The sequence below is a fragment of the Salipiger sp. H15 genome (assembly GCF_040409955.1).
Classification (GTDB): Bacteria; Pseudomonadota; Alphaproteobacteria; order Rhodobacterales; family Rhodobacteraceae; genus Salipiger.
This window is the reverse complement of record NZ_CP123386.1, coordinates 116,922-136,662: the sequence shown is the minus strand read 5'-3', so window position 1 is coordinate 136,662 and position 19,741 is coordinate 116,922. Positions and strand designations below refer to the sequence as shown.

Sequence of the window (19,741 nt, the reverse complement as noted above, 5' to 3'; positions counted from 1 at the left end):
TCAGTCCAGCGTGTATTCCACCGGCCAGACATGGCCGACCGCCTTCGCCGCGGCGATGTAGTCGGTCATCACCTTGGTGCCGGGCATCCCGCGCGAGTCCGCGTCCTTCGCGTTGGTGCGCGGGAACTCGGCGAGGCTCTGGGCCCATTGCGCGCGGGTCGCCTCGGGCAGCTCGGTGATGATCGCGCCGTTCTCCTTGAGTGCCGCGAGCCCCTTGGCCTGGCTCTCGTCCATCGCCGCGCCGTTGCCCGCCTCCCACTCGCGCCCGACCTCCTCGACGATCGCGCGCAGATCCTCGGGCAGGCGTGCCAGCGTCGCCTTGTTGGCGGTCAGCACCACCACCGGCATCGCGCCGAAGCCGATCAGCGTGTAGTAGGGCGAGGGCTCGTAGTACTTGAAGCCGTTGTAGCCCGCCGGGGTCATCAGCCAGCCGTCGTAGACGCCGGTCTTCATCGCCATGTAGCCCTCGGGCAGGCTCGACTGCACCGGGATCGCCCCGGCGTATTCGAGCCAGGGCAGGTTGGGCCCGGCGCCGCCGATCTTCACGCCCTTGAGGTCCGCGACCTCGGCCCAGGCCATCTTGGTGCCGAGGTGGTAGTTGTCCCAGGCGCCGAGCCCCAGCAGCTCCTGCCCGAACTGGTCCTCGAAGACGCTGCTGAGCCAGGGGTTCTGGTCATAGACCATGCGCACCGCCTCGATCGCCTTGGACGAGCTCTGCGGGCCGAAGGGCTCGAAATAGGGGAAGTTGTGCAGGAAGAGGTTCGAGGGCTCGAAGCAGACGCAGTAGCCGCCGAAGTCGAGCAGACCCTGCTGCACCGCCTCGAGCGTTTCCGAAACCCCCGCGATGCCGCCGCCGTAGGATTCGATGAAGGTGACGGCATGGCCCTTCTCCTGCGCGCGCCGGGTGACCTCGGTGACGAAGAAGTCCGACATTGTGGTCACGTAGGGCGCGGGGCCCTTCGGATGGCCCGAGCCGATCCTGAAGGTGAAGCTGTCGGCCTCGGCCCGGGTGGACAGGGCGCTGCCCGCCGCCACCGCCAGAAGCGCGGCCAGTAGAGTTCTGGAAATCATGGTTCTCCTCCCTGCCGGACCGGGTCCGGGTGCTGCCTTCCCGCGCGGCCTCCCCCGCGGCGGGAATCGTTTCGACGCATGCAGGATACGATAAATTATCAGTCGATAAATAATTTGATTGTGCGGCGGCGGATCCGTCCCTAGGCTTCCGGCAGGTCGGCCTGTCGCGAGGAGGGAGCATGTCGATACAGATCGCCCTGGCACGGGCCATCCACGTCGTCTCGTCGATCTGGGTCTTCCTGCTGGCCGGGCTCATCATCGCCGACGTGCTGGGCCGGACGCTGTTCCTTCACCCGGTCGAGGGGACCAAGGAGATCCTGCAGAACTCGGTGATCGCGGTGAGTTTCCTGCAGCTGCCGCTGGCGATCTACTCGGGCTCGATGCTGCGCACGACGATGCTGGCCGATGCGCTGCCGCCGCTCGGGCGGTGCCTGCTGCGCAGCTTCGCCTGCCTGCTCGGCCTCGGTCTCTTCGCGGCGCTGGCCCATGCCTCCTTCCCCTCGGCGATGAGCGCGGTGCGGCTCGGGGAATACGAGGGCGAGGGCGCGCTGCGCATCTACACCTGGCCGGTGCGCTTCCTGATCGTGGCGACGAGCCTGCTCGCGGCACTGGCCTACCTGTCTCTGCTCGTCGCCGACTGGCGCGGCCGCATCGACGAGACCAAGGGCGGGCTTGCCGCGCCGGACCCCCGCTGAGGAGCGCGACGTGACCACGATCATCTTCGGCATCCTCGCGCTCCTCATGGTGCTCGTCCTCCTTGGCGTGCACGTCGCCGTGGCGCTGGCCGTCGTCAGCGCGCTGGGGGTCTACTGGATGATCGGCAGCGCGGACGTGGCGCTGTCGATCCTCGGCACCACCGCCTACGAGGCGTTGCGCAAGGACATCTTCATCATCATCCCGCTCTTCGTGCTGATGGGGGATTTCGTCAGCCGCTCGGGCGCGGCGCGCGACCTCTACGGGCTTTGCAACCGCGGCTTCCGCCGCCTGCCGGGCTGCCTTGGCGTGGCGACGGTGATGGGCAACGCGGTCTTTGCCGCGATCACCGGCGTGTCGATCGCCTCGGCGGCGACCTTCTCGCGCATCGCCTATCCCGAGATGATCGCGCTGGGATACAGCCGGCCCTACGCGCTTGGCACCATTGCGGGAAGCGCCTGCCTCGGCATGCTGATCCCGCCGAGCATCCTGATGATCGTCTGGGCGGTGCTGACCGAGCAGTCGATCGGCGCGCTCTTCATCGCGGGGCTGCTGCCGGGCCTGCTGCTGGCGACGCTCTTCGGGCTCTACTGTGCGCTGCGGGCCATCTGGCGGCCGCAGGACGCGCCGCGCGGGACCGAGGCGCCGCGCGCGCCGGGAGACCTGTCGCGCGAGATCATCGGGGGCGGCACGATCCTCGTGCTGATCGGCATCGTCATCGGCGGCATCTGGGGCGGCGTGCTGACCCCGACCGAGGCGGCGGGCTTCGGCGCGGCGGGGGCCTTCGTGCTGGGGCTGCTGCGCGGGATGCGGGTGCGCGAGGTGCTGGAGGCGGTCTACAACGCCGGGCGCACCACCGCGCCGATCATGATCCTGCTGATCACCGCCTCGATGTATTCGCGCTTTCTGGCCATGGCGGGGGCGACGCAGGTGATCAACGGGCTGCTGCTGTCGATCAGCGACTCGACCGCGGTGATCGTGCTGATCATCTTCCTGATCTGGCTGGTGCTGGGGATGTTCATCGATTCCACCTCGATCATCCTGCTCACCGTGCCGATCTTTGCGCCGGTCGCCAACACGCTCGGGCTCGACCCGCTGGCCTTTGCCATCTTCGGCGTGCTGGTGATCGAGGCGGGGCTGCTGACGCCGCCCTTCGGCATCCTCGTCTTCACGGTCAAGGCCGCGGTGCCCGATCCGACGGTGCGGCTCGGCGAGATCTTCCGCGGCGCGGTGCCGTTCTGGCTGCTGATCCTCTTCGTCGCGGTGCTCGCGATCCTCTGGCCGCCGCTCAGCACCTGGCTGCCGCAGACCTACCTCTGAGCCGCGTCCGCGCGGAGGCTCTCCGGCAGGACCTCGAGCGCCGCGTCGAGCTCGGCCTGCAGCACCGCGGCAAAGGCCTCGGCGGCTGGGGTCAGCGGGCGGGCGCGGCGGGTGATGCGGATGTAGGTCACGTCGAACTCGGGCGCGGTCAGCGGCGTCACGCGGCGGCGGCTGCCGTCGAGGTCGGGCAGGCAGAGGATGCCGGGCAGGATGCCGACCCAGTCCGAGCGGCCGATGATGTCGAGCGTGCCGTGCATCGAGTCGAGCTCCATCATCTCGGCGATCTCGACCCCGTTCACCGAAAGGTAGGTCTCGATCCGCAGGCGCCGCGCGTTCGCCCGCCCCGGCAGCACGATCTTCAGCGGGCCAAGCTCGCGCAGGGTCATGTCCTGCCGGTAGGGCCGGGCGGGGGCGGCGCATTGCACGAGACATTCGTGGTCGCGCCCGATCGGCACGCCGCTCAGCGATCCGGCGGTGTCGAAGGCGGGGACCACGGCGAAGTCGAGCCGGCCCTCGGCGACCTCGGTGCCGAGCGCCCCGGAATAGGCCTCGGAAACCGAGACGCGCACGTCGGGGTGCTCGGCGGAGAAGCGCAGCAGGGCAGGGGCGAGCACGGCGCGGGTGAAGGTCGGCATCAGCCCCACCCGCACGTCGCCGACCAGCGATTTCGACAGGCCGACGAGCCGGTCCTCGGCGCGGGCGGAGGCGGCGAGCACCGCCACCGCCTCGCGGTAGAAGAGCCGCCCCGCCTCGGTCGGCGTGACGCCTGCAGAGCTGCGGGTGAAGAGGCTGACCCCGTAACGCTTCTCGAGATGGCTGACATGGGTGGACAGGCCGGACTGCGTGGCGTTCATGCGCTCGGCGGCGGCCGAGAACGACCCGTCCTCGTAGACCGCCACGAAAAACCGTAGTTGCTGGAGCTTCATTCCGGTCCCGCCAACATGTTTCCTGATGGAGAGCATATTTTATTATGAGTTGTTGTGAAGGCCCGGCGAACCCTATCCTTGCAGGTATCCACCCCGGCCAGGAGGCTTCGATGACACGTCACTCGGCAGTTCTGTCCACCGCCTTCGACGCGCGGCGGTTGCGCGACGTGCTGGGCTGTTTCGCGACCGGCGTCACCGTGGTGACCAGCCGCGGCGAAGGCGGCGCGCCGGTCGGACTGGTGGTCAATTCCTTCTCTTCGGTCTCGCTGGAGCCGCCGCAGATCCTCTGGAGCCTTGCGCTGGACGCGCCGTCGCGCCCGGCCTTCCGCGCCCATCCCGGCTTTGCGGTGAACATCATGGGCGCCGCCTCGAAGGAGGCGACGCTGCGCTTCGCCCGGCCGGGCGGGGACAAGTTCCGCGATGTCGACTGGCGGCCCGGGGTGCATGGCGTGCCGGTGCTCGCCGATGCGCTGGCGACGCTGGAATGCGAGACCGAGACCCGGATCGAGAGCGGCGACCATGAGATCTACATCGGCCGCGTGCTGCGGATCGACGCCCGCGACGGCGATCCGCTGATCTTCCACCGCGGACAGTTCGCCCAACTCGGCGGCACGCTCTAGTTCGCCGGGCCGCGCCGGGCGTCAGGCGGCCTCGGCGCGGGTCGCGTCCTGCAATTGCGGCAGCACTTCCTCGGCCATCAGCACCATCGACCGCCGCCCGAGCGCCGGGTCGGTCCAGTCGTGCCCGGCGTAGACGAGGTGCTTGAACGGGCCGGTCTCCTCGCGCAGCGCGAGGATCTGGTCGGCGACCGAGGCGGGCTCGCCATGGATCACCAGCCGGTCGAGCACGTAGTCGAGCGTCACCGCCTCGTCGGGCATGGACAGGTCTTCCTTGAAGAGGTTGAGCCTGCCCCCGGCGCGCATCTTCCGCAGCAGTTGCGAATAGTAGAGCACGTAGGGGCTGCCGGGATCGCGGGCGTAGCGCCGCGCGGTCTCGGCGTCGTCGGCGACGCAGATGTTCTTGGCGACGCGCCAGTCGTCGTAGCTCGGAAGGATTCCTGCGCTGGTGCAGCCCTCGACGTAGTTCGGCCAATGCGTCGCGACCCATTTCGGCAGCAGGAAATTGCCCGAGATCGGCTGCCAGCCGCGGGCGGCCATGGCGGTGACCCCTTTGGAGAAGGGCGCGACCGCGGTGCCGACGATGGGCGGATGCGGCGCCTGGAAGGGGCGCATGATCTCGCCCTGGCCGATCTCGGGCATCATCGTGCGCGCGGTCGAGACACGCCAGAACTCCCCGCCGAGATCGTAGGGCGCCTTGCCCGCCCAGATGTCGAGGACCATGTCGATGCACTCGACAAACATGGCGTTGCGGTCCTGGTCGATGGAGCCGAAGACCTCGGCATCCGACATCAGCCCGCCCGGCGAGATCCCGAAGATGAGCCGCCCCTCGAGCATGTGGTCGAGCATGGCGACCTCGGCCGCGATGCGGGCGGGGTGGGAATTGGGCAGGTTGACCGTGCCGGTGCCGAGGCGGATCCGTTTCGTCTCGTAGGCGAGGCTGGCGAGGAAGGCGACGCAGGAGGTGATGATCTCGGCCTGGTCGGTGGTGTGCTCGCCGCAATAGGCCTCGGCGTAGCCCAGCTCGTCGGCCAGCAGGAAGGCCTCGCGGTCCTCGCGCAGGCTCTGGGCGATCGGCTTGCCGAGCGGGTGGATGGGCATGGTGAAGAAGGAGAGTTTCATTCGCGGTCTCCGGATCGGGTTGCGCCCATCGTGACCACGGACAGCTCAAAGAAATACCGATAGTTTCTGATGAGAGTTATCGGATTTCGCGATTGCACGGGTGCGGGCCCTTGCGCGCGTCGGCCCGGGTGGACAGGTCGCGGACCCGCGCGCAGGGGCCTTTCGTCCGCGCCGGGCCGAATTGATGCCGCGCCGCTCAAAGGGTGTAGAGCACGCCGCGCGCCGCGAATTCTGATGAAGAAGGGCACCCGTTCGGACCATTTGTCCAAGCCCGTCTTCGCGGCGATCCTTCGGAAAAGGCCGCCGTCCGGCGGCGCTTTCCGGTCACGCTTCGAGAGGAGTTGTCCCTTGCCCATAAGCAATTGCACCTTGGCGCCCGGCGTGCGCATCTTCCAGCCCGACCTCGTCAATCTCTATGGCTGCACCATCGGAGAGGGCACCGGGATCGGGCCTTTCGTGGAAATCCAGGGCGGCTGCCACGTCGGGCGCAACTGCAAGATCTCGTCCCACGCCTTCCTCTGCGAGGGGGTGACGCTGGAGGACGGCGTGTTCATCGGCCATGGCGTCATGTTCACCAACGATCGCCACCCGGCCGCGGTCAATGCCGACGGCAGCCTGAAGACCGCCGAGGACTGGCTGTCCGAGCCGGTGCATGTCGGGCGCGCGGCGGCGATCGGCTCGAACGCCACCATCCTGCCGGGCGTGCGGATCGGGGCCTTCTCGCTGGTCGGCGCCGGGGCCGTCGTCACCGAGGATGTGCCCGAGCACGCGGTGGTCGCCGGGGTTCCGGCGCGGGTTGTCGGCCGGACCGACGGGGCCGGGGACGCGGCGCAGCAGGCACGGGTGGCACAGGGATGATCTCGGTCGGTATCGTGGGCTACGGCTACTGGGGCCCCAATCTTGCGCGGGCGGTCGCCGAGAGCGGCGTGGCACGGGTGGAGATGATCGCGGATCGCTCGGCGGACGCGCTCGGACGGGCGGCGCTGCGCCATCCCGGGGCGCGGCTGAGCCAGGAGATCGACGAGCTGGTCAATGATCCGGCGGTCGACGCGGTGTTCATCGCCACCCCGGTGCAGACCCATTACCCCATCGCTCGGGCGGCGCTTCTCGCGGGCAAGCATGTCCTCGTGGAAAAACCGATGACCACCGAGCCGGCGCAGGCCGAGGAGCTGATCGAGATTGCCGCGCGGCGCCGGCTGCTGCTGATGGTCGATCACACCTTCGTCTACACACCGGCGGTGCAGGCGATAAAGCGGATGATCCGGAGCGACGAACTCGGCGAGGTCTTCTACTACGATTCCACCCGCGTGAACCTTGGCCTGTTCCAGAGCGACGTGAACGTCATCTGGGACCTCGCGGTGCACGACTTCGCCATTCTCGACTTCCTGCTGGAGCAGTCGCCGGTGTCGATCTCGGCCTGTGCGGCGGGGTTCCTGTCGGGCCGTCCCGAGAACATGGCGCACCTGACCATCCACTACGACGGCGGCGCCTTTGCGCATCTCAACGTCAACTGGCTCGCCCCGGTGAAGATCCGCCAGACGCTGATCGGCGGCAGCCGCAAGATGGTGGTCTACGACGACATGCAGACCAGCGAGAAGCTGCGGGTCTACGACCGCGGCGCGACCAACGGGCTCGGCGCCTACGAGCACATGGTGTCCTACCGGCTGGGCGACATGTACGCGCCGGCGCTCTCGTCCAAGGAGGCGCTGGTGACCGAGGTCGAGGAATTCGTGCGCTGCATCGTGGAAGGCGCCACGCCGGTGACCGGCGGCGGCGCCGGGCTGCGCATCGTGAAGATGCTGACCGCCGCGTCCCGCTCGAGCCAGCTGCGCGGCCATCCCGTGGACCTCAACGATCTCAAGGTGGCCTCATGATCCCGTTCCTCGACCTGAAACGCCAGAACGCCTCCATCTCCGACGAGCTCGAAAGCGCCGTGCTCGAGGTGCTGCGCAGCGGCAACTACGTGCTGGGTGAGCCGGTGCGGCGCTTCGAGGAGAATTTCGCCGCCTATTGCGGCACGCGCCACGCGGTCGCGGTGAGCAGCGGCACCTCGGCGCTGCACCTTGCGCTGCTCGCGGCGGGCATCGGTCCCGGCGACGAGGTGATCACCGTTCCCGCGACCTTTGTCGCGACGGTGGCGGCGATCCTCTACTGCGGCGCGACGCCGGTGCTGATCGACGTCGATCCGCTGACCCTGACGATGGATCCCGCGCTGCTCGAGCCCGCGATCACCGAGCGCACCCGCGCGGTGATCCCCGTGCATTTCCACGGGCGGCTGGCCGAGATGGCGGCGATCCGCAGGATCACCGAGGCGCATGACCTGTGGCTGATCGAGGATGCCGCGCAGGCCCACGGCGCACGGCGCGACGGCAATCGGGCGGGCGGCTTCGGCCACATGGGCTGTTTCAGCTTCTATCCCGGCAAGAACCTCGGCGCCGCCGGCGAGGGCGGGGCGGTCACCACGAACGACGACCGGCTGGCCGAGCAGCTGCGGATCCTGCGCGACTGGGGCCAGCGCGAGCGGTCGCAGCACGAGTGGCTCGGCTACAACTACCGCATGGACGCGATCCAGGGCGCGGTGCTCGACGTCAAGCTGCGCCAGCTCGAGGGCTGGAACAGCGCCCGCCGCGAGGTCGCGCGCGCCTATGACGAGGGGCTCGCGCCTTGGGTGACCCGGGCCAGCCCGCTGGCCGGCGAGGACCACGTCTACCACGTCTACGCCGTGCGGCATCCGGACCGCGAGGGCCTGCGCAAGGCGCTCGCCGAGGCGGGCATCGCCAGCAATGTCCACTATCCCCTCCCGGTGCACCTGCAGCGCGGCTACGCGGGCCGGATCAAGTCCGGCGGCAGCTTCCCCGTCGCCGAGGCCTATGCCGAGACCACGCTCTCGCTGCCGATCTTCCCCGAGCTCATGCCCGGCGAAATCGCGCAGGTGGTCGCGGCGGTGAACGCGTTCCCCGCCCCCGCGCAACCCGAACCCCCCGAAGCCCGCCACATCCGCAGCGAGGTCGCCAGATGACCAAGGACATTCTCGAAGACGCCCGCGTCCTCATCACCGGCGGCAGCGGCTTCATCGGATCGCATATCGCGGACCAGCTGCTCGCCACGGGCGTGCGCAAGATCACCGTGATCGACAACATGGTGCGCGGCCGCCCCGAGAACCTTGCCGGGGCGCTCGGCAGCGGCCGGGTCGAGCTGGTCGAGGGCGACATCCGCGAGCGCGGCACCATGGAGGCGCTGGTCGCCGAAAGCGACGTGGTCTTCCACCAGGCGGCCCTGCGCATCACCCATTGCGCCGAGCAGCCGGAGGAGGCGATGCAGGTCATGGTGCAGGCCACCTTCGACCTGCTGCAGGACTGCGTGCGCCACAAGGTGCGCAAGGTCGTCATGGCCTCCTCGGCCTCGATCTACGGGCTTGCCCCGCATTTCCCCACGCCCGAGACCGACCCGCCCTACGACAACCGCACGCTCTACGGCGCGGCCAAGAGCTTCGGCGAAGGGCTGCTGCGCAACTTCCACGATGCCTACGGGCTCGACTACGTGGCGCTGCGCTACTTCAACGTCTACGGCCCGCGCATGGACCTGCACGGCAAGTACACCGAGGTGATGGTGCGCTGGATGCAGCGCGTGTCGGAGGGCCTGCCGCCGGTGATCTTCGGCGACGGGCTGCAGACGCTGGATCTCGTGCACGTGCGCGACGTGGCGCGGGCGAACCTGCTGGCCGCGCAGGCCCCGGCGACGGACCGGGTCTACAACGTCGGCACGCAGACCGAGACCTCGCTGCTCGGCATGGCGCGGGCGCTCGCCGAATGCATGGGCCGCGGCGACCTGACGCCGGTCCACGAGGCGGAACGCGCGGTCAACCCGGTGCCGCGGCGGCTCGCGCTCTGCCGCGCGGCGGAGGAAGAGCTCGGCTTCCGGGCCGAGATCGGCGTCCGCGAGGGGCTGAGCGACCTCGTGTCCTGGTGGCAGGCCGAATGCGGCCACCTGCCAGAAATGGCGCCGGCGCAATGATCCCGATCGCGAAACCCCTGCTCGGCGAGGCCGAGGCCGAGGCGGCGAGCGCGGCGGTTCTCTCGGGCTGGGTCAGTCAGGGACCGCGGGTCGCGGAATTCGAGGCGGCCTTCGCGGCAATGACCGGCGCCGCCCATGCCTGCGCCGTGTCGAATTGCACCACGGCGCTGCATCTGGCCCTGCAAGGCGTCGGCGTCGGAAATGGCGACGAGGTCATCACTGTCAGCCATTCCTTCATTGCCGGGGCCAACGCCATTCTGCAGTGCGGCGCAACGCCGATATTCGTGGATATCGAGGCCGAGGGCTACAATATCGATCCCGCGGGCATCGCGGCCGCGGTGACGGCGCGCACCCGGGCGATCCTCGTGGTTCACCAGATCGGAATGCCGTGCGACATGCCCGCGATACTCGCGATTGCGCGCGATCACGGATTGCCGGTGATCGAGGATGCCGCCTGCGCGGTCGGGTCGGAAATCAATATCGACGGGAACTGGATGCCGATCGGACGGCCGCTCGGCGATGTCGCGTGCTTCTCCTTCCACCCCCGCAAGGTCCTCACCACGGGCGAGGGCGGCATGCTGACCACGCAGGACGCGGCGCTCGACGCGAAGTTCCGGCTCTGGCGCCAGCACGGTATGTCCGTGTCGGACCGCGAGCGCCATGGCAGCAGTTCTGTCATATTCGAGAGCTATCCGGTCCGCGGCTACAACTACCGGATGACCGACATCCAGGCGGCGATCGGCATCGCGCAGCTGGCGCGCCTGCCGTCGATCATCGCCGCGCGGCGCAGGCTGGCCGAGCGCTATCACGAGGCGCTTGCGGGGCTGCCGGGCGTGACCCCGCCCAGGGAGCCTGCATGGGCCAGGTCGAATTGGCAGAGCTATGCGGTGAGGCTTTCCCCGGAATTGGATCAGCGGATCGTGATGCAAAGATTGCTCGATGCCGGCGTTGCCACGAGGCGCGGGATTATGAATATGCACCGGGAGGAATCCCAGATGGATCTTCCAGTCAGATTTCCACTGAATAATTCTGAATTTGCGCAGGATAAGGCAATTTTGATCCCGCTATTCGCGCAAATGACGACTGAGGATCAGGATATCGTTCTCGGTGAACTTGAAAATGCCATTGGCGCCGAATACCCTCAGGCGAAAGCGGGATGAGTGACGATCACTGACCAATATTTCTCTCTTGGGCCGGCAATGTGTCACTGTCGATTGGGACAATCGTCTTCGCGAATTTTCTTGACGTCTCTTTTCCACAGAAGTGAGCGTCTCCGCGATACCCGCTAAGGTTGAAAAACATCCGTTTGAGGCCCTATATTACGGACTGCAATCTGGACTTCCCATAGCTTTCGAAAGCAGGTTCTGTCCAATTCCGCATAGACCGAAAGGTCTATTTTTCCCGTCGAGGAAAATCGTCCTCCTTCGTATTTCCCGAGTCGCGCTTCGGAGTTTTCGGGTGATGCCCCTCGAAAGGGCGCCGGGCGTTTGCACCTTGCCCCCCTCGCCGTCCCCTGTGCCTTCGCCATAACGGTGGGTGACTCGCCGCCGGGGGACGTCGGGGGTTTACGCAGCAGAAGTCAGACAACCAAGTTGCTGCAAAATCGCCACTTTCTTGAGCGCTCCCATTTCAAGCAGGCGCGGCAGGGACATCAGGCGGCGCAGTTTCCATGCCCTGGGCCGCGCCATTTCATGTCCGGCGAGGCAAGGGACGTGCCGGATTCCCGGCGACGATGCTGCCCGGCTCGACGTCTCGAACGACCACCGAGCCCATTCCCACGAGCGCGCCGTCCCCGATTTCGACTCCGTCGCGCAGCGCGCTGCCGCTGCCGATGTAGCAGCTCTCGCCGACCCGGACGCCCCCGGCGAGAATCACATTGGTGCCAATCAGCGTGAAGTTGCCGATCGTCACGTCGTGGTGGATCACGCAGCGCGGCATCATGAGCACGTGTTCGCCGATCCGTGCATTCGACGTGACCAGCACCCCGTCATAGGCCACGGAGCCGCACCCGACTTCCGCCATTTCCGAAACGAAAGCAGTGGGATGGAGGAAAGTTGCGAAGCGTTCCGCGGGCAGGCCGGTCCTTGCGATGATGTCGGAACGGGCGGCGAACGACCGCGCGGAACCGATCAGGCAGAGGAACTTCGCCCCGGGAAAATCTTGTGTTCGCGCAAACGGATAAACCGGTATACCCTGAAACTCCCGGCCCTGAAGATGCGGAGCATCGTCAATGATGGCGGAAACGTGGCAGACCTTGTCCAGCGAGTGCAGAATCTCGAGGAGGTTGCCGCTACACCCTAAAGGTATCACTTCTTGTTTTGCCACGGTGTGACGTGTCCTTTTGGCCAATTGACGGCTCTCTTTGAATTCCGTCATTGTCTAGGGTGAACCTTTGAGTAGGCTGGCAGGGGGTGCCAGACCATTTTGGTTGAGTGGTGGCAGTTTTCTAATTTCCAATCTGCCCGCTTGGGCAATCAATTTCCACAAAATGTGTTGAGTGATTTCCGGTTATCTGGTTTTTCGAGAAACAGGGAGAAATTTATGCTCAGCGAAATGAATGTTCCCGGACGGGGGCGAAAGAGTGACTCGCTCTCGGAGTGCGTAGCTTCCAGCCCGTCCGTTTTCAGCGCGTGCAAGATGACGATCAGCATGATCTCGCGCCACGCCCTGGAGCAGGAACTTCTTGGTGCGCTTCTGGAAAATTCCTTTCCGGGGGCCGATATCCGCATGTTCCGCACGGTCGAGGAGTGGGAGCAGGCGGAAGAGGCCAACGTCGAGGAAGAGGCGGTTCTCTACAATATCGGAGATGCGCCGCTCGATGCGGGGGAGGTCCGGCAGGGATTGCGCGACTTCATTGCCCGCGCGGGGGAGCGCCGGGTCATCGTTCTTGCGCGGGACGATGACATGATGGCGACCTGCGCCGCGATCAAGTGCGGCGCGGCCAGCTACATTCCTCCGAGCGCGGGAGCCAGCGAACTGATCGCTGCGTTGCGGGGCTCGTCCTCGAACAGCGTGGTGCTGCCGCGGCGCAGCATGCTGGCCATGTGCGCGGCGCTCACCGAGGCGCGGCACGAACGGCCGGGGCTCGAGCGGTATTTCACCGAGCGGCAGCTGGCCGTGGCCTGCGCGCTGCAGCGCGGCGCGGCGAACAAGACCATCGCCTTCGAGCTTGGCCTCTGCGAGAGCACGGTCAAGGTCCACATCCGCAACATCATGCGCAAGCTGAACGCCACCAACAGAACCCAGGCCGCCTCGCGGCTCAACGAACTGGCCAACGGCACCGCGGAACTGGACCAGTTCCCCGAAACCTGAGGAGCCGCCGCCCCGCGGCATCGCGAAAGGGCTCCACGGACAGGACTGCAAAGCAGGGCAATCGGGATCACGCGCGACACGTCCGCCCGTGATCCCGCCCGGCGAAAGGACATCTTCCCCGTTATTTCCAATTACATGACATCCCCCCATCGGGGCGGTCCAAGGGCCTGCCCCGGTCGGCCACGCGTGTCGACCGACAGACACAGAGCTTCGGCGACCCTCCGTCCCCATCGCTCACTCGCTCCGGTCGAGGCCATTTCCCCCGGCGCGCCCCGCGCCGGGGCGGCCTGCCTGCAGCACGAAGCCGGGCGGCGCGAGCGCCTGTTCGGTTTCGGGCGCCGGGCTCCTGCCCGAGAGCAGGCCGTCGAAATAGGCGATGGTGTGCCCGAGCCCCTCGCGCAGCGCGATCCGCGGAGCCCAGCCGAGCACCTCCTCGGCGCGGGAGATGTCGGGCTTGCGCTGGGTCGGGTCGTCCTTCGGCAACGGCCGGTGCACAAGCGGCGCCTTCGAGCCGGTCAGCTCGATAACCAGCTCGGCCAGTTCCCGGATCGTGAACTCGACCGGGTTGCCGAGGTTGACCGGCTTGGGGGCCGATCCCGGCGCGTCCATCAGCAGGCGCAGCCCCTCGATCAGGTCCGACACGTAGCAGAAGGACCGGGTCTGCTCGCCGGCGCCGTAGAGCGTGATCGGCTCGCCGCGCAGCGCCTGCACGATGAAGTTCGAGACCACCCGCCCGTCGTCCCGGCTCATCCGGGGGCCGTAGGTGTTGAAGATGCGGGCGACGCGGATCTCGAGCCCGAGCTGGCGCTCGTAGTCGAAGAACAACGTCTCGGCGCAGCGCTTGCCCTCGTCGTAGCAGGAGCGCGGGCCGATGGTGTTCACGTTGCCCCAGTAGGCCTCGGGCTGCGGATGCACCACCGGATCGCCGTAGACCTCGCTGGTCGAGGCCTGGAGGATCTTCGCGTTGGTGCGGCGCGCCAGTTCCAGCAGGTTGATGGCGCCGAGAACGCTGGTCTTGACCGTCTTCACCGGGTTGGTCTGGTAGGCCTTGGGCGAGGCGGGGCAGGCGAGGTTGAAGATCTCCTCGACCTCGACGAAGAGCGGGACGGTCACGTCGTGCCGGAGCAGTTCGAAATTCGGATTGCCCAGCAGATGCCGGATGTTCGCGCGCGAGCCGGTCTGGAAATTGTCGACGCAGAGCACGTCGTGACCGTCGCGCAGGAGGCTCTCGCAGAGGAAGGAGCCGAGGAACCCGGAGCCGCCGGTGACAAGAATGCGTTTGCTGCGCGGCATGGAAGATCCTTTCTCGCCAGGGGCAGTCAGTAGGCCCCGCCGCGCCGGAACACCGCCGCGAAGGTCCGCAGGAAAATCGACAGGTCGGCCCAGAACGACCGGCCCGCGATGTAATGCTCGTCGAGCTGCTGCTGCATGCGCAGGTCGGCGTCGCTGCGCTCGGAGATCTGCCAGAGCCCCGTCAGCCCGGGCATCACGGTCGCACGCCTTGCGCGGAAGGCGGGCGGCATCGCCTCGATGTGGTAGAGCGGGAAGGGGCGGGGGCCGACGAGGCTCATCTCGCCGCGCAGGATGTTGAAGAGCTGCGGCAACTCGTCGAGGCTGGTGCTGCGCAGGACCTTTCCGATCCCGCGCAGGATCCGCGGATCGTCGCGCAGCTTGAAGTGGCTCTCCCACTCGGCGCGCGCCGCGGGATCGCGGGCGAGCAGCTCCTGCAGCATGTCGTCGGCCTTGAGATACATGGTGCGCAGCTTCAGCGTGCCGAAGGGCTTGCCGTCGAGCCCCTCGCGCTCCTGCACGAAGAAGGCGGGACCGGGATCGGCGAGCTTGATGGCGAGTGCCGCGAGGCCGATCAGCGGCAGGGCGATGAGCGTCAGCGGGATGGTGAGGGCAAGATCGACCAGCCGCTTGAGCAGCGCGCTGCCGCGCCCCGGGTGCGGAAAGCGGACCCGCAGGCCGAGACCGCCGTCCAGCGCCGCCGGGTGCAGCCCCGAGAGGTTCAGCTTCGGCAGGTCGTGCACCAGCACGACCTCGGAATAGCGCTGGCCGAGCGCCGCAAGCGTCTCGGGCCCCGGCAGGGTGCGATCGACCCACAGCAACTTGCGCGCGGTCCTGGCGACCGCGACCGGGGTCATTCCCATCTCGGGATGGGCCGCGAGCCAGTCGCGCAGGTCGGCGAAGGCGGTGGCATCCCCGTCGAGGTGCACGGGCTCTCCCCAGACACCGTGCCGCGACAGCAGGCCGCGCACCGCACGGCTGGCGGCCGATTGCGCGAGCCCCACCATCGAGAAGCCGAGCAGGAACCACAGCAGGTCGGCCCAGAGGGCATCCCTCACGATGAGCGCCGCCAGCAGTCCGACCAGCGCCGCCCCGGCCCAGGCGCTCAATGCCTTGCGCAGCCGCGCCTCGTGGTGCAGCCCGAAGCCGGGCAGAAGGCCCGCGCCCGCGCGGAAGAGGATCAGCACCGCGCCGCTCAGCTCGAGCAGCCGCACTTCGGTCTCGGCACCGGCTGCGCGCGCGATGCCCACGATCATGCACAGGACGGCGACGTCCGAGGCAAGAAGCGCCGCGGTGCTCCAGCCGGGATGCCCCGCGCGCGGCGAGGCATTGAGCGGAGCGAACTCGGCGTTCTGGAGCTGGTCTGGGTCGGGCTGCACATTCATCACTCTGTCCTTGACCGTGACATGCCTGGCTCCGTCGCGGTCGGCGCCTTCCGGGGCGCGCAGGCGCGGGAAGGGTCTGATCCGGGCGGTGCCTTGCAGCGTGGCGGGCGGCGTGCCCCCCGGTAAGCTGGCCGAACGGTCAGCGGCGCGTTCAAAGGGTGAAACCGTGGTTGCAGGCGCCTTCGCCCTGCGCCGCCGCGACCCAAGATCAGGCGGCCGCTTCGTCTAATCGGTGTGGCTCGACGGGCAGCGTGGCTCTTCGGAACACCCCGGCGCGGAAGGGTGCGTCGGCCCGGCGGGAGGGCGTCACTGTCCGATCTTCGGGGAGGGTGCGAAGCGCCGGAACCGGGCGGTCAGGGGTTGCAGCATCTGCCAGATCATCTGCGCCTCGGCGAGGATCGGGTGCCTGCAGAGGCGGACGGCAACACCCCAACCGGCGGCCGCCCCGGCGATGGCGCAGACGGTCTCCCAGGGGCCGAGATCGAAGCCGCGCGGCGAAAGGAGAACGATGAGCGCGGGCACCGCCGCGGCGCCGAGCGTCACCAGCAGGCTGCGGGCGGAGGCCCGGGCGAGCTCCTGCCAGCTCATCCCTATGGCGCGGCGGATGAACCAGAGCGCGACCAGCATCTGCATCGGCGCGAGGAACAGCAGGCTGACGGCAACGGCCTTGAGGCTGACGGTCGCCGCGACGATCACGACCGCCGCCGAGGGCGGCAGCGAGATCAGGCTGGCGTAAAGCGTGTCGCGGATCCGGCCGCTCGCGACCAGCACCGGGAAGGTCATGAAGGCGGGGGCGGTGGCCATGTAGGCGATTGCCATCAGCCGGACCAGCGGCGGGCTCTCGCCCCATTGCGGCCCGAGCAGCAGGCGCACGACCGGATCCGCGAGCAGCGCCAGCACGATCAGCGTCGGCCACTGGAAGCCCGACATGAGCGCGTGCCCGCCCAGATAGGTGGTCTTGAGATCGCCGCCGCTCCGCGCCCGGGCGGCGAGGGTGGGCAGCACCACCGGCTGCACCGCCGAGGCAAGCGCCCTGTCGGGCAGCTGGCAGATCGTCACCGTGCGCCCGTAGACGCCGACCGCATCCATGCCCAGCAGGCGGGCGAGGGCGATCCGCGGCAGGTTGTCGTTCAGCATGTTGAGCAGCGTCACGCCGGCCGAGACCGAGCCGAACGAGAGCACGCGCCCGGCCCCCCTCAGGGTCAGGCGGTAGATGCCCATGTCGGGCCGGTAGGCGATGGCAAGGACGGTGGTCGTCACACTGGTCGCGACAAAGCCCCAGACGTAGCTCGCCGCGCCGAGCCCCGCGAGGCCGAGCCCGATGGTGAGTCCCGCCCCGAGCACCGAGGCGACGACGCTGATCACCGACAGCGGGCCGAAGGCGAGCTCGCGCTGCAGCAGGGCGATCACCGGGTTGCCGAAGGGCGCGACGAGGAAGGCGATCACGGCGATCCGCAGCAGTGGCGCAAGCTCGGGCTGGCGGAAATAGGACGCGATGCCCCCGGCCGAAAGGCAGATGACCGCGATCACCGCGAGCGACATGAGCAGCGAGAAGGTGAAGACCGAGCGCAGGATGTGCCGCGTGAGGGTCTTTTCCTGCACGATGTAGATGCCAACACCGAAGACCCGCAGGTTCTCGAGCAGCATGGTGATGGTGTTGCTCAGCAGGTACAGCCCGGTCTCGGCCGGGGTCAGGATCCGCGACATGATCGCCAGCGTCACGATCATGATCGCCTGCGAGGCGTATTTCTCCGAGACCGAGGCGAGCACGCTCCAGCGCACCGCTCTGCCCGAGGAGGTGTCCCGCTCGGCGCTCACGCGGCGCTCCGATCGGGCGGGGCGAAATGGGCTGGCTGGTCCAAGACGTCATCCTCTGCACGGGCGGAAGCGGCGCCGCCGCGCCGGGCTTCACGCTAGCAGGGCATCGGCGGCGCTCGTATTCATCCCTTCGGACGCGCGCCCGGCGCCGGCGCGGTTGCCGCGGTCCGCGCGCCTCGTGCGTTCCGCCCATCCGATGCTGCGAAAGGCGAAGGGCCCCGCACGTTCGGAGGAGGCGCCGTGCGAGTCCCCTGCCGTCCGGCCGCTCGTGCCGGGGCCGCTGGCCGAAAGGGGGGCGCGCCGCGCGCAAGGCGAGAATTGCGCGGGCAGGGCAAAGCCGCAAAACTTGTCCGCAGGCGGCCTCCGAACGGGCCACGGAGGGGAGCGGCGCGCGTTGAGACTGATCGATTTCCAGGAGGGCCCGCCGCAGGCCCCGGGGCTGCCCGCCGCCGGAAGACCCGCGCAGCAGACGGACCCGCGGTTCGACGCGGACGTGCTCTGCGGCTGGCGCGAGCAGGGCGCGCGGCTCGTGCAGCGCAACTGGACGGAGTTCTGCGCGCTGCTGGACGCGGCGGAGGCGGAACTCGCCCGGGGGCGCTTCGCGCAGGCCGCCGTCGCGGCGCAACGTGCCGCCTTTCACGCCGTGTTCTGGCATCCGGGTGTCTTCGTCAGCCCGCGGATCGAGGAACTGCTGCGCAGGCTCGGCGCGGCGGCGGCCCGCTGCGACGCGCCCGCACCGCCCCGCAGGGCCGAGCCGGGGGAGGGGCTCCGGGTTCTCCATGTCGCGACGCAGGTCGCCTCGGTCGGCGGGCACGTGCGCATGATGTGGCGCTGGATCCGCGAGGCCCCCGGCGCCAGGTCCGACGTCGCGCTCACAAGGCAGTTCGGCGCGGTGCCCGCGGCGCTGACCGAGGCGGTGCGCACCGCCGGCGGCGAGGTGACGCAGCTCAACCAGGCCCGCGGCAGCCATGTCGAGTGGGCCCGGGCGCTGCAGGGCCGGATCCGCTTGGCCGATCTCGTCGTGCTGCACACCAACTCGATGGACATCATTCCCTTCATCGCGCTCGGCGGGATGGCCTCGCCGCCGCCGGTGATCCTGCTCAACCACTCGGACCACATGTTCTGGCTCGGCCGGAACGTGGCGACCAGCGTGGTGAACACGCGGCGCTCGGGGCAGGCGCTGAACCTGCGGCGGCGGGGCATCGCGCCCGCGCGCAACCTGCTGCTGCCGCTCTGCCTCGAGCGGATCGACCGCGTCGCCACCCGCGAGGAGGCCAAGCGCGCCCTTGGCCTTGCGCCCGACTCCGTTCTGCTGCTGAGCATCGCGCGCGGCACCAAGTACCGCGCCTTCGGCACGCGCAGCTACCCCGACCTCCTGCGCACGACGCTGCGCCGCAACCCCTCTGCGCGGCTGACCGTCATCGGCCCGGGCGGGATGGTCGACTGGGGCGGGGTGCAGCGGGATCTGCCCGGGCAGGTCTCGGTGCTGGCCGAGACCCCGGACACGGCGCAACACCTTGCCGCGGCGGACATCTTCCTCGATTCCTTCCCCTTTCCCTCGAACACTTCGCTGTTCGAGGCCGGGCTGCACGGGGCGCCGCTGGTGACCTACTTCCCCTTCGGCCCCGGCTGCGAGGTGATGGGGGCGGATTCCATGGGCATCGACCGGGCCCTGCTGCGCGCCGCGACGCAGGAAGAGCTCGACGGCTGCCTGCAGGCGCTGATCGACGACCCCGCGCTCCGCGACCGGATCGGCGCGGCGACACGTCGCGAGATCGAGACGACCAACTTCGACGTGCCCTGGCGCGCCGCCCTCGCCGAGGTCTACCGCCAGACCCTCGCGCTGCCGCGCGGCAGCGCGGAGGCGCCGCCGGAGGAGCGCCCGGCATTCGAGGACATCGACCTCTTCCAGCCCTTCGCCTTCGGCAACCCCGACGCCGCGGAGCGCTTCGAGGACCGCATCGCGCTGGTCAACGAGCTTGAATTCAAGGCGATGGCGCTGCGTCACCGGATGCCCGCCTGGGCCGATCTCGTCAGGCGCGGAAGGCTCGACCCGACCGACCCGAGGACGCTGGTGAGATGCCTGTCCCCCGAATGGCTCAGCCGCCGCGTGCAGCGGCGGCTCCGAGACCTGAGACACGCCTGAGCCAGGCACAGAACGAAAGGAGCCGCC

17 protein-coding genes are annotated in these 19,741 nt (G+C 68.5%); 10 read left to right on the top strand and 7 right to left on the bottom strand.

All coding sequences use genetic code 11. The annotated features are described in order from the left end of the window. Positions 1–1,071, bottom strand: a complete 1,071-nt coding sequence (locus PVT71_RS23185) for a C4-dicarboxylate TRAP transporter substrate-binding protein (RefSeq protein ID WP_353475883.1) — start codon at positions 1,069–1,071, stop codon at positions 1–3. A gap of 179 nt (positions 1,072–1,250) precedes the next feature. Here PVT71_RS23185 and PVT71_RS23180 point away from each other — a divergent pair, with 179 nt between their 5' ends. After that, the gene (locus PVT71_RS23180) at positions 1,251–1,766 is read left to right on the top strand and encodes a TRAP transporter small permease (protein WP_353475882.1); all 516 of its coding nucleotides are present in this window, start codon (positions 1,251–1,253) and stop codon (positions 1,764–1,766) included. Between the two features lie 10 nt (positions 1,767–1,776). Then, complete coding sequence (locus PVT71_RS23175; RefSeq protein WP_353475881.1) at positions 1,777–3,084, top strand: TRAP transporter large permease; 1,308 nt, start codon at positions 1,777–1,779, stop codon at positions 3,082–3,084. On the opposite strand, the gene PVT71_RS23170 is transcribed toward PVT71_RS23175, so the two are convergent. After that, positions 3,075–4,010 (bottom strand): LysR family transcriptional regulator, encoded by a 936-nt coding sequence (locus tag PVT71_RS23170; RefSeq protein ID WP_353475880.1) that lies wholly within the window; start codon positions 4,008–4,010, stop codon positions 3,075–3,077. The genes PVT71_RS23175 and PVT71_RS23170 overlap by 10 nt on opposite strands. Positions 4,011–4,120: 110 nt before the next feature. Between PVT71_RS23170 and PVT71_RS23165 the strand changes: the two genes are divergently transcribed. Next, complete coding sequence (locus tag PVT71_RS23165; protein WP_353475879.1) at positions 4,121–4,630, top strand: flavin reductase family protein; 510 nt, start codon at positions 4,121–4,123, stop codon at positions 4,628–4,630. Between the two features lie 21 nt (positions 4,631–4,651). On the opposite strand, the gene PVT71_RS23160 is transcribed toward PVT71_RS23165, so the two are convergent. Continuing rightward, positions 4,652–5,749 (bottom strand): LLM class flavin-dependent oxidoreductase, encoded by a 1,098-nt coding sequence (locus tag PVT71_RS23160; RefSeq protein ID WP_353475878.1) that lies wholly within the window; start codon positions 5,747–5,749, stop codon positions 4,652–4,654. 348 nt (positions 5,750–6,097) lie between these two features. On the opposite strand from PVT71_RS23160, the gene PVT71_RS23155 reads away from it, so the two are divergent. The 5 genes from PVT71_RS23155 to PVT71_RS23135 are packed head-to-tail and all read left to right on the top strand — an operon-like array spanning position 6,098 to position 10,923. Continuing rightward, entirely contained in the window at positions 6,098–6,607 is a 510-nt protein-coding gene (locus tag PVT71_RS23155; RefSeq protein WP_353475877.1) for an acyltransferase, read from the top strand. Further along, complete coding sequence (locus PVT71_RS23150) at positions 6,604–7,623, top strand: Gfo/Idh/MocA family oxidoreductase (RefSeq protein ID WP_353475876.1); 1,020 nt, start codon at positions 6,604–6,606, stop codon at positions 7,621–7,623. The genes PVT71_RS23155 and PVT71_RS23150 overlap by 4 nt, the downstream gene beginning before the upstream one ends. Next, the gene (locus PVT71_RS23145; protein WP_353475875.1) at positions 7,620–8,768 is read left to right on the top strand and encodes a DegT/DnrJ/EryC1/StrS family aminotransferase; all 1,149 of its coding nucleotides are present in this window, start codon (positions 7,620–7,622) and stop codon (positions 8,766–8,768) included. The genes PVT71_RS23150 and PVT71_RS23145 overlap by 4 nt, the downstream gene beginning before the upstream one ends. Then, complete coding sequence (locus PVT71_RS23140; protein ID WP_353475874.1) at positions 8,765–9,763, top strand: SDR family NAD(P)-dependent oxidoreductase; 999 nt, start codon at positions 8,765–8,767, stop codon at positions 9,761–9,763. The genes PVT71_RS23145 and PVT71_RS23140 overlap by 4 nt, the downstream gene beginning before the upstream one ends. Then, positions 9,760–10,923, top strand: a complete 1,164-nt coding sequence (locus tag PVT71_RS23135) for a DegT/DnrJ/EryC1/StrS family aminotransferase (RefSeq protein ID WP_353475873.1) — start codon at positions 9,760–9,762, stop codon at positions 10,921–10,923. Before PVT71_RS23140 ends, PVT71_RS23135 begins: the two co-directional genes overlap by 4 nt. Positions 10,924–11,452: 529 nt before the next feature. Here PVT71_RS23135 and PVT71_RS23130 read toward each other — a convergent pair. Next, complete coding sequence (locus PVT71_RS23130; RefSeq protein ID WP_353475872.1) at positions 11,453–12,139, bottom strand: acetyltransferase; 687 nt, start codon at positions 12,137–12,139, stop codon at positions 11,453–11,455. A 261-nt stretch (positions 12,140–12,400) separates the two neighbouring features. Here PVT71_RS23130 and PVT71_RS23125 point away from each other — a divergent pair, with 261 nt between their 5' ends. Beyond that, positions 12,401–13,075 carry a response regulator transcription factor gene (locus PVT71_RS23125; RefSeq protein WP_353475871.1) on the top strand — a complete coding sequence of 225 codons (675 nt, stop codon included), beginning with the start codon at positions 12,401–12,403 and terminating at the stop codon, positions 13,073–13,075. A 234-nt stretch (positions 13,076–13,309) separates the two neighbouring features. Here PVT71_RS23125 and PVT71_RS23120 read toward each other — a convergent pair whose 3' ends face one another. The 3 genes from PVT71_RS23120 to PVT71_RS23110 form a co-directional block, all read right to left on the bottom strand. Continuing rightward, positions 13,310–14,368, bottom strand: a complete 1,059-nt coding sequence (locus tag PVT71_RS23120) for a UDP-glucuronic acid decarboxylase family protein (RefSeq protein ID WP_353475870.1) — start codon at positions 14,366–14,368, stop codon at positions 13,310–13,312. Between the two features lie 26 nt (positions 14,369–14,394). Beyond that, positions 14,395–15,750 carry a sugar transferase gene (locus PVT71_RS23115; RefSeq protein ID WP_353475869.1) on the bottom strand — a complete coding sequence of 452 codons (1,356 nt, stop codon included), beginning with the start codon at positions 15,748–15,750 and terminating at the stop codon, positions 14,395–14,397. A 306-nt stretch (positions 15,751–16,056) separates the two neighbouring features. Beyond that, on the bottom strand, positions 16,057–17,568 hold the full coding sequence (locus tag PVT71_RS23110; protein WP_353475868.1) for an oligosaccharide flippase family protein: 1,512 nt from the start codon (positions 17,566–17,568) through the stop codon (positions 16,057–16,059). A gap of 394 nt (positions 17,569–17,962) precedes the next feature. Between PVT71_RS23110 and PVT71_RS23105 the strand changes: the two genes are divergently transcribed. After that, on the top strand, positions 17,963–19,714 hold the full coding sequence (locus PVT71_RS23105) for a hypothetical protein (protein WP_353475867.1): 1,752 nt from the start codon (positions 17,963–17,965) through the stop codon (positions 19,712–19,714). Positions 19,715–19,741: the final 27 nt, after the last annotated feature.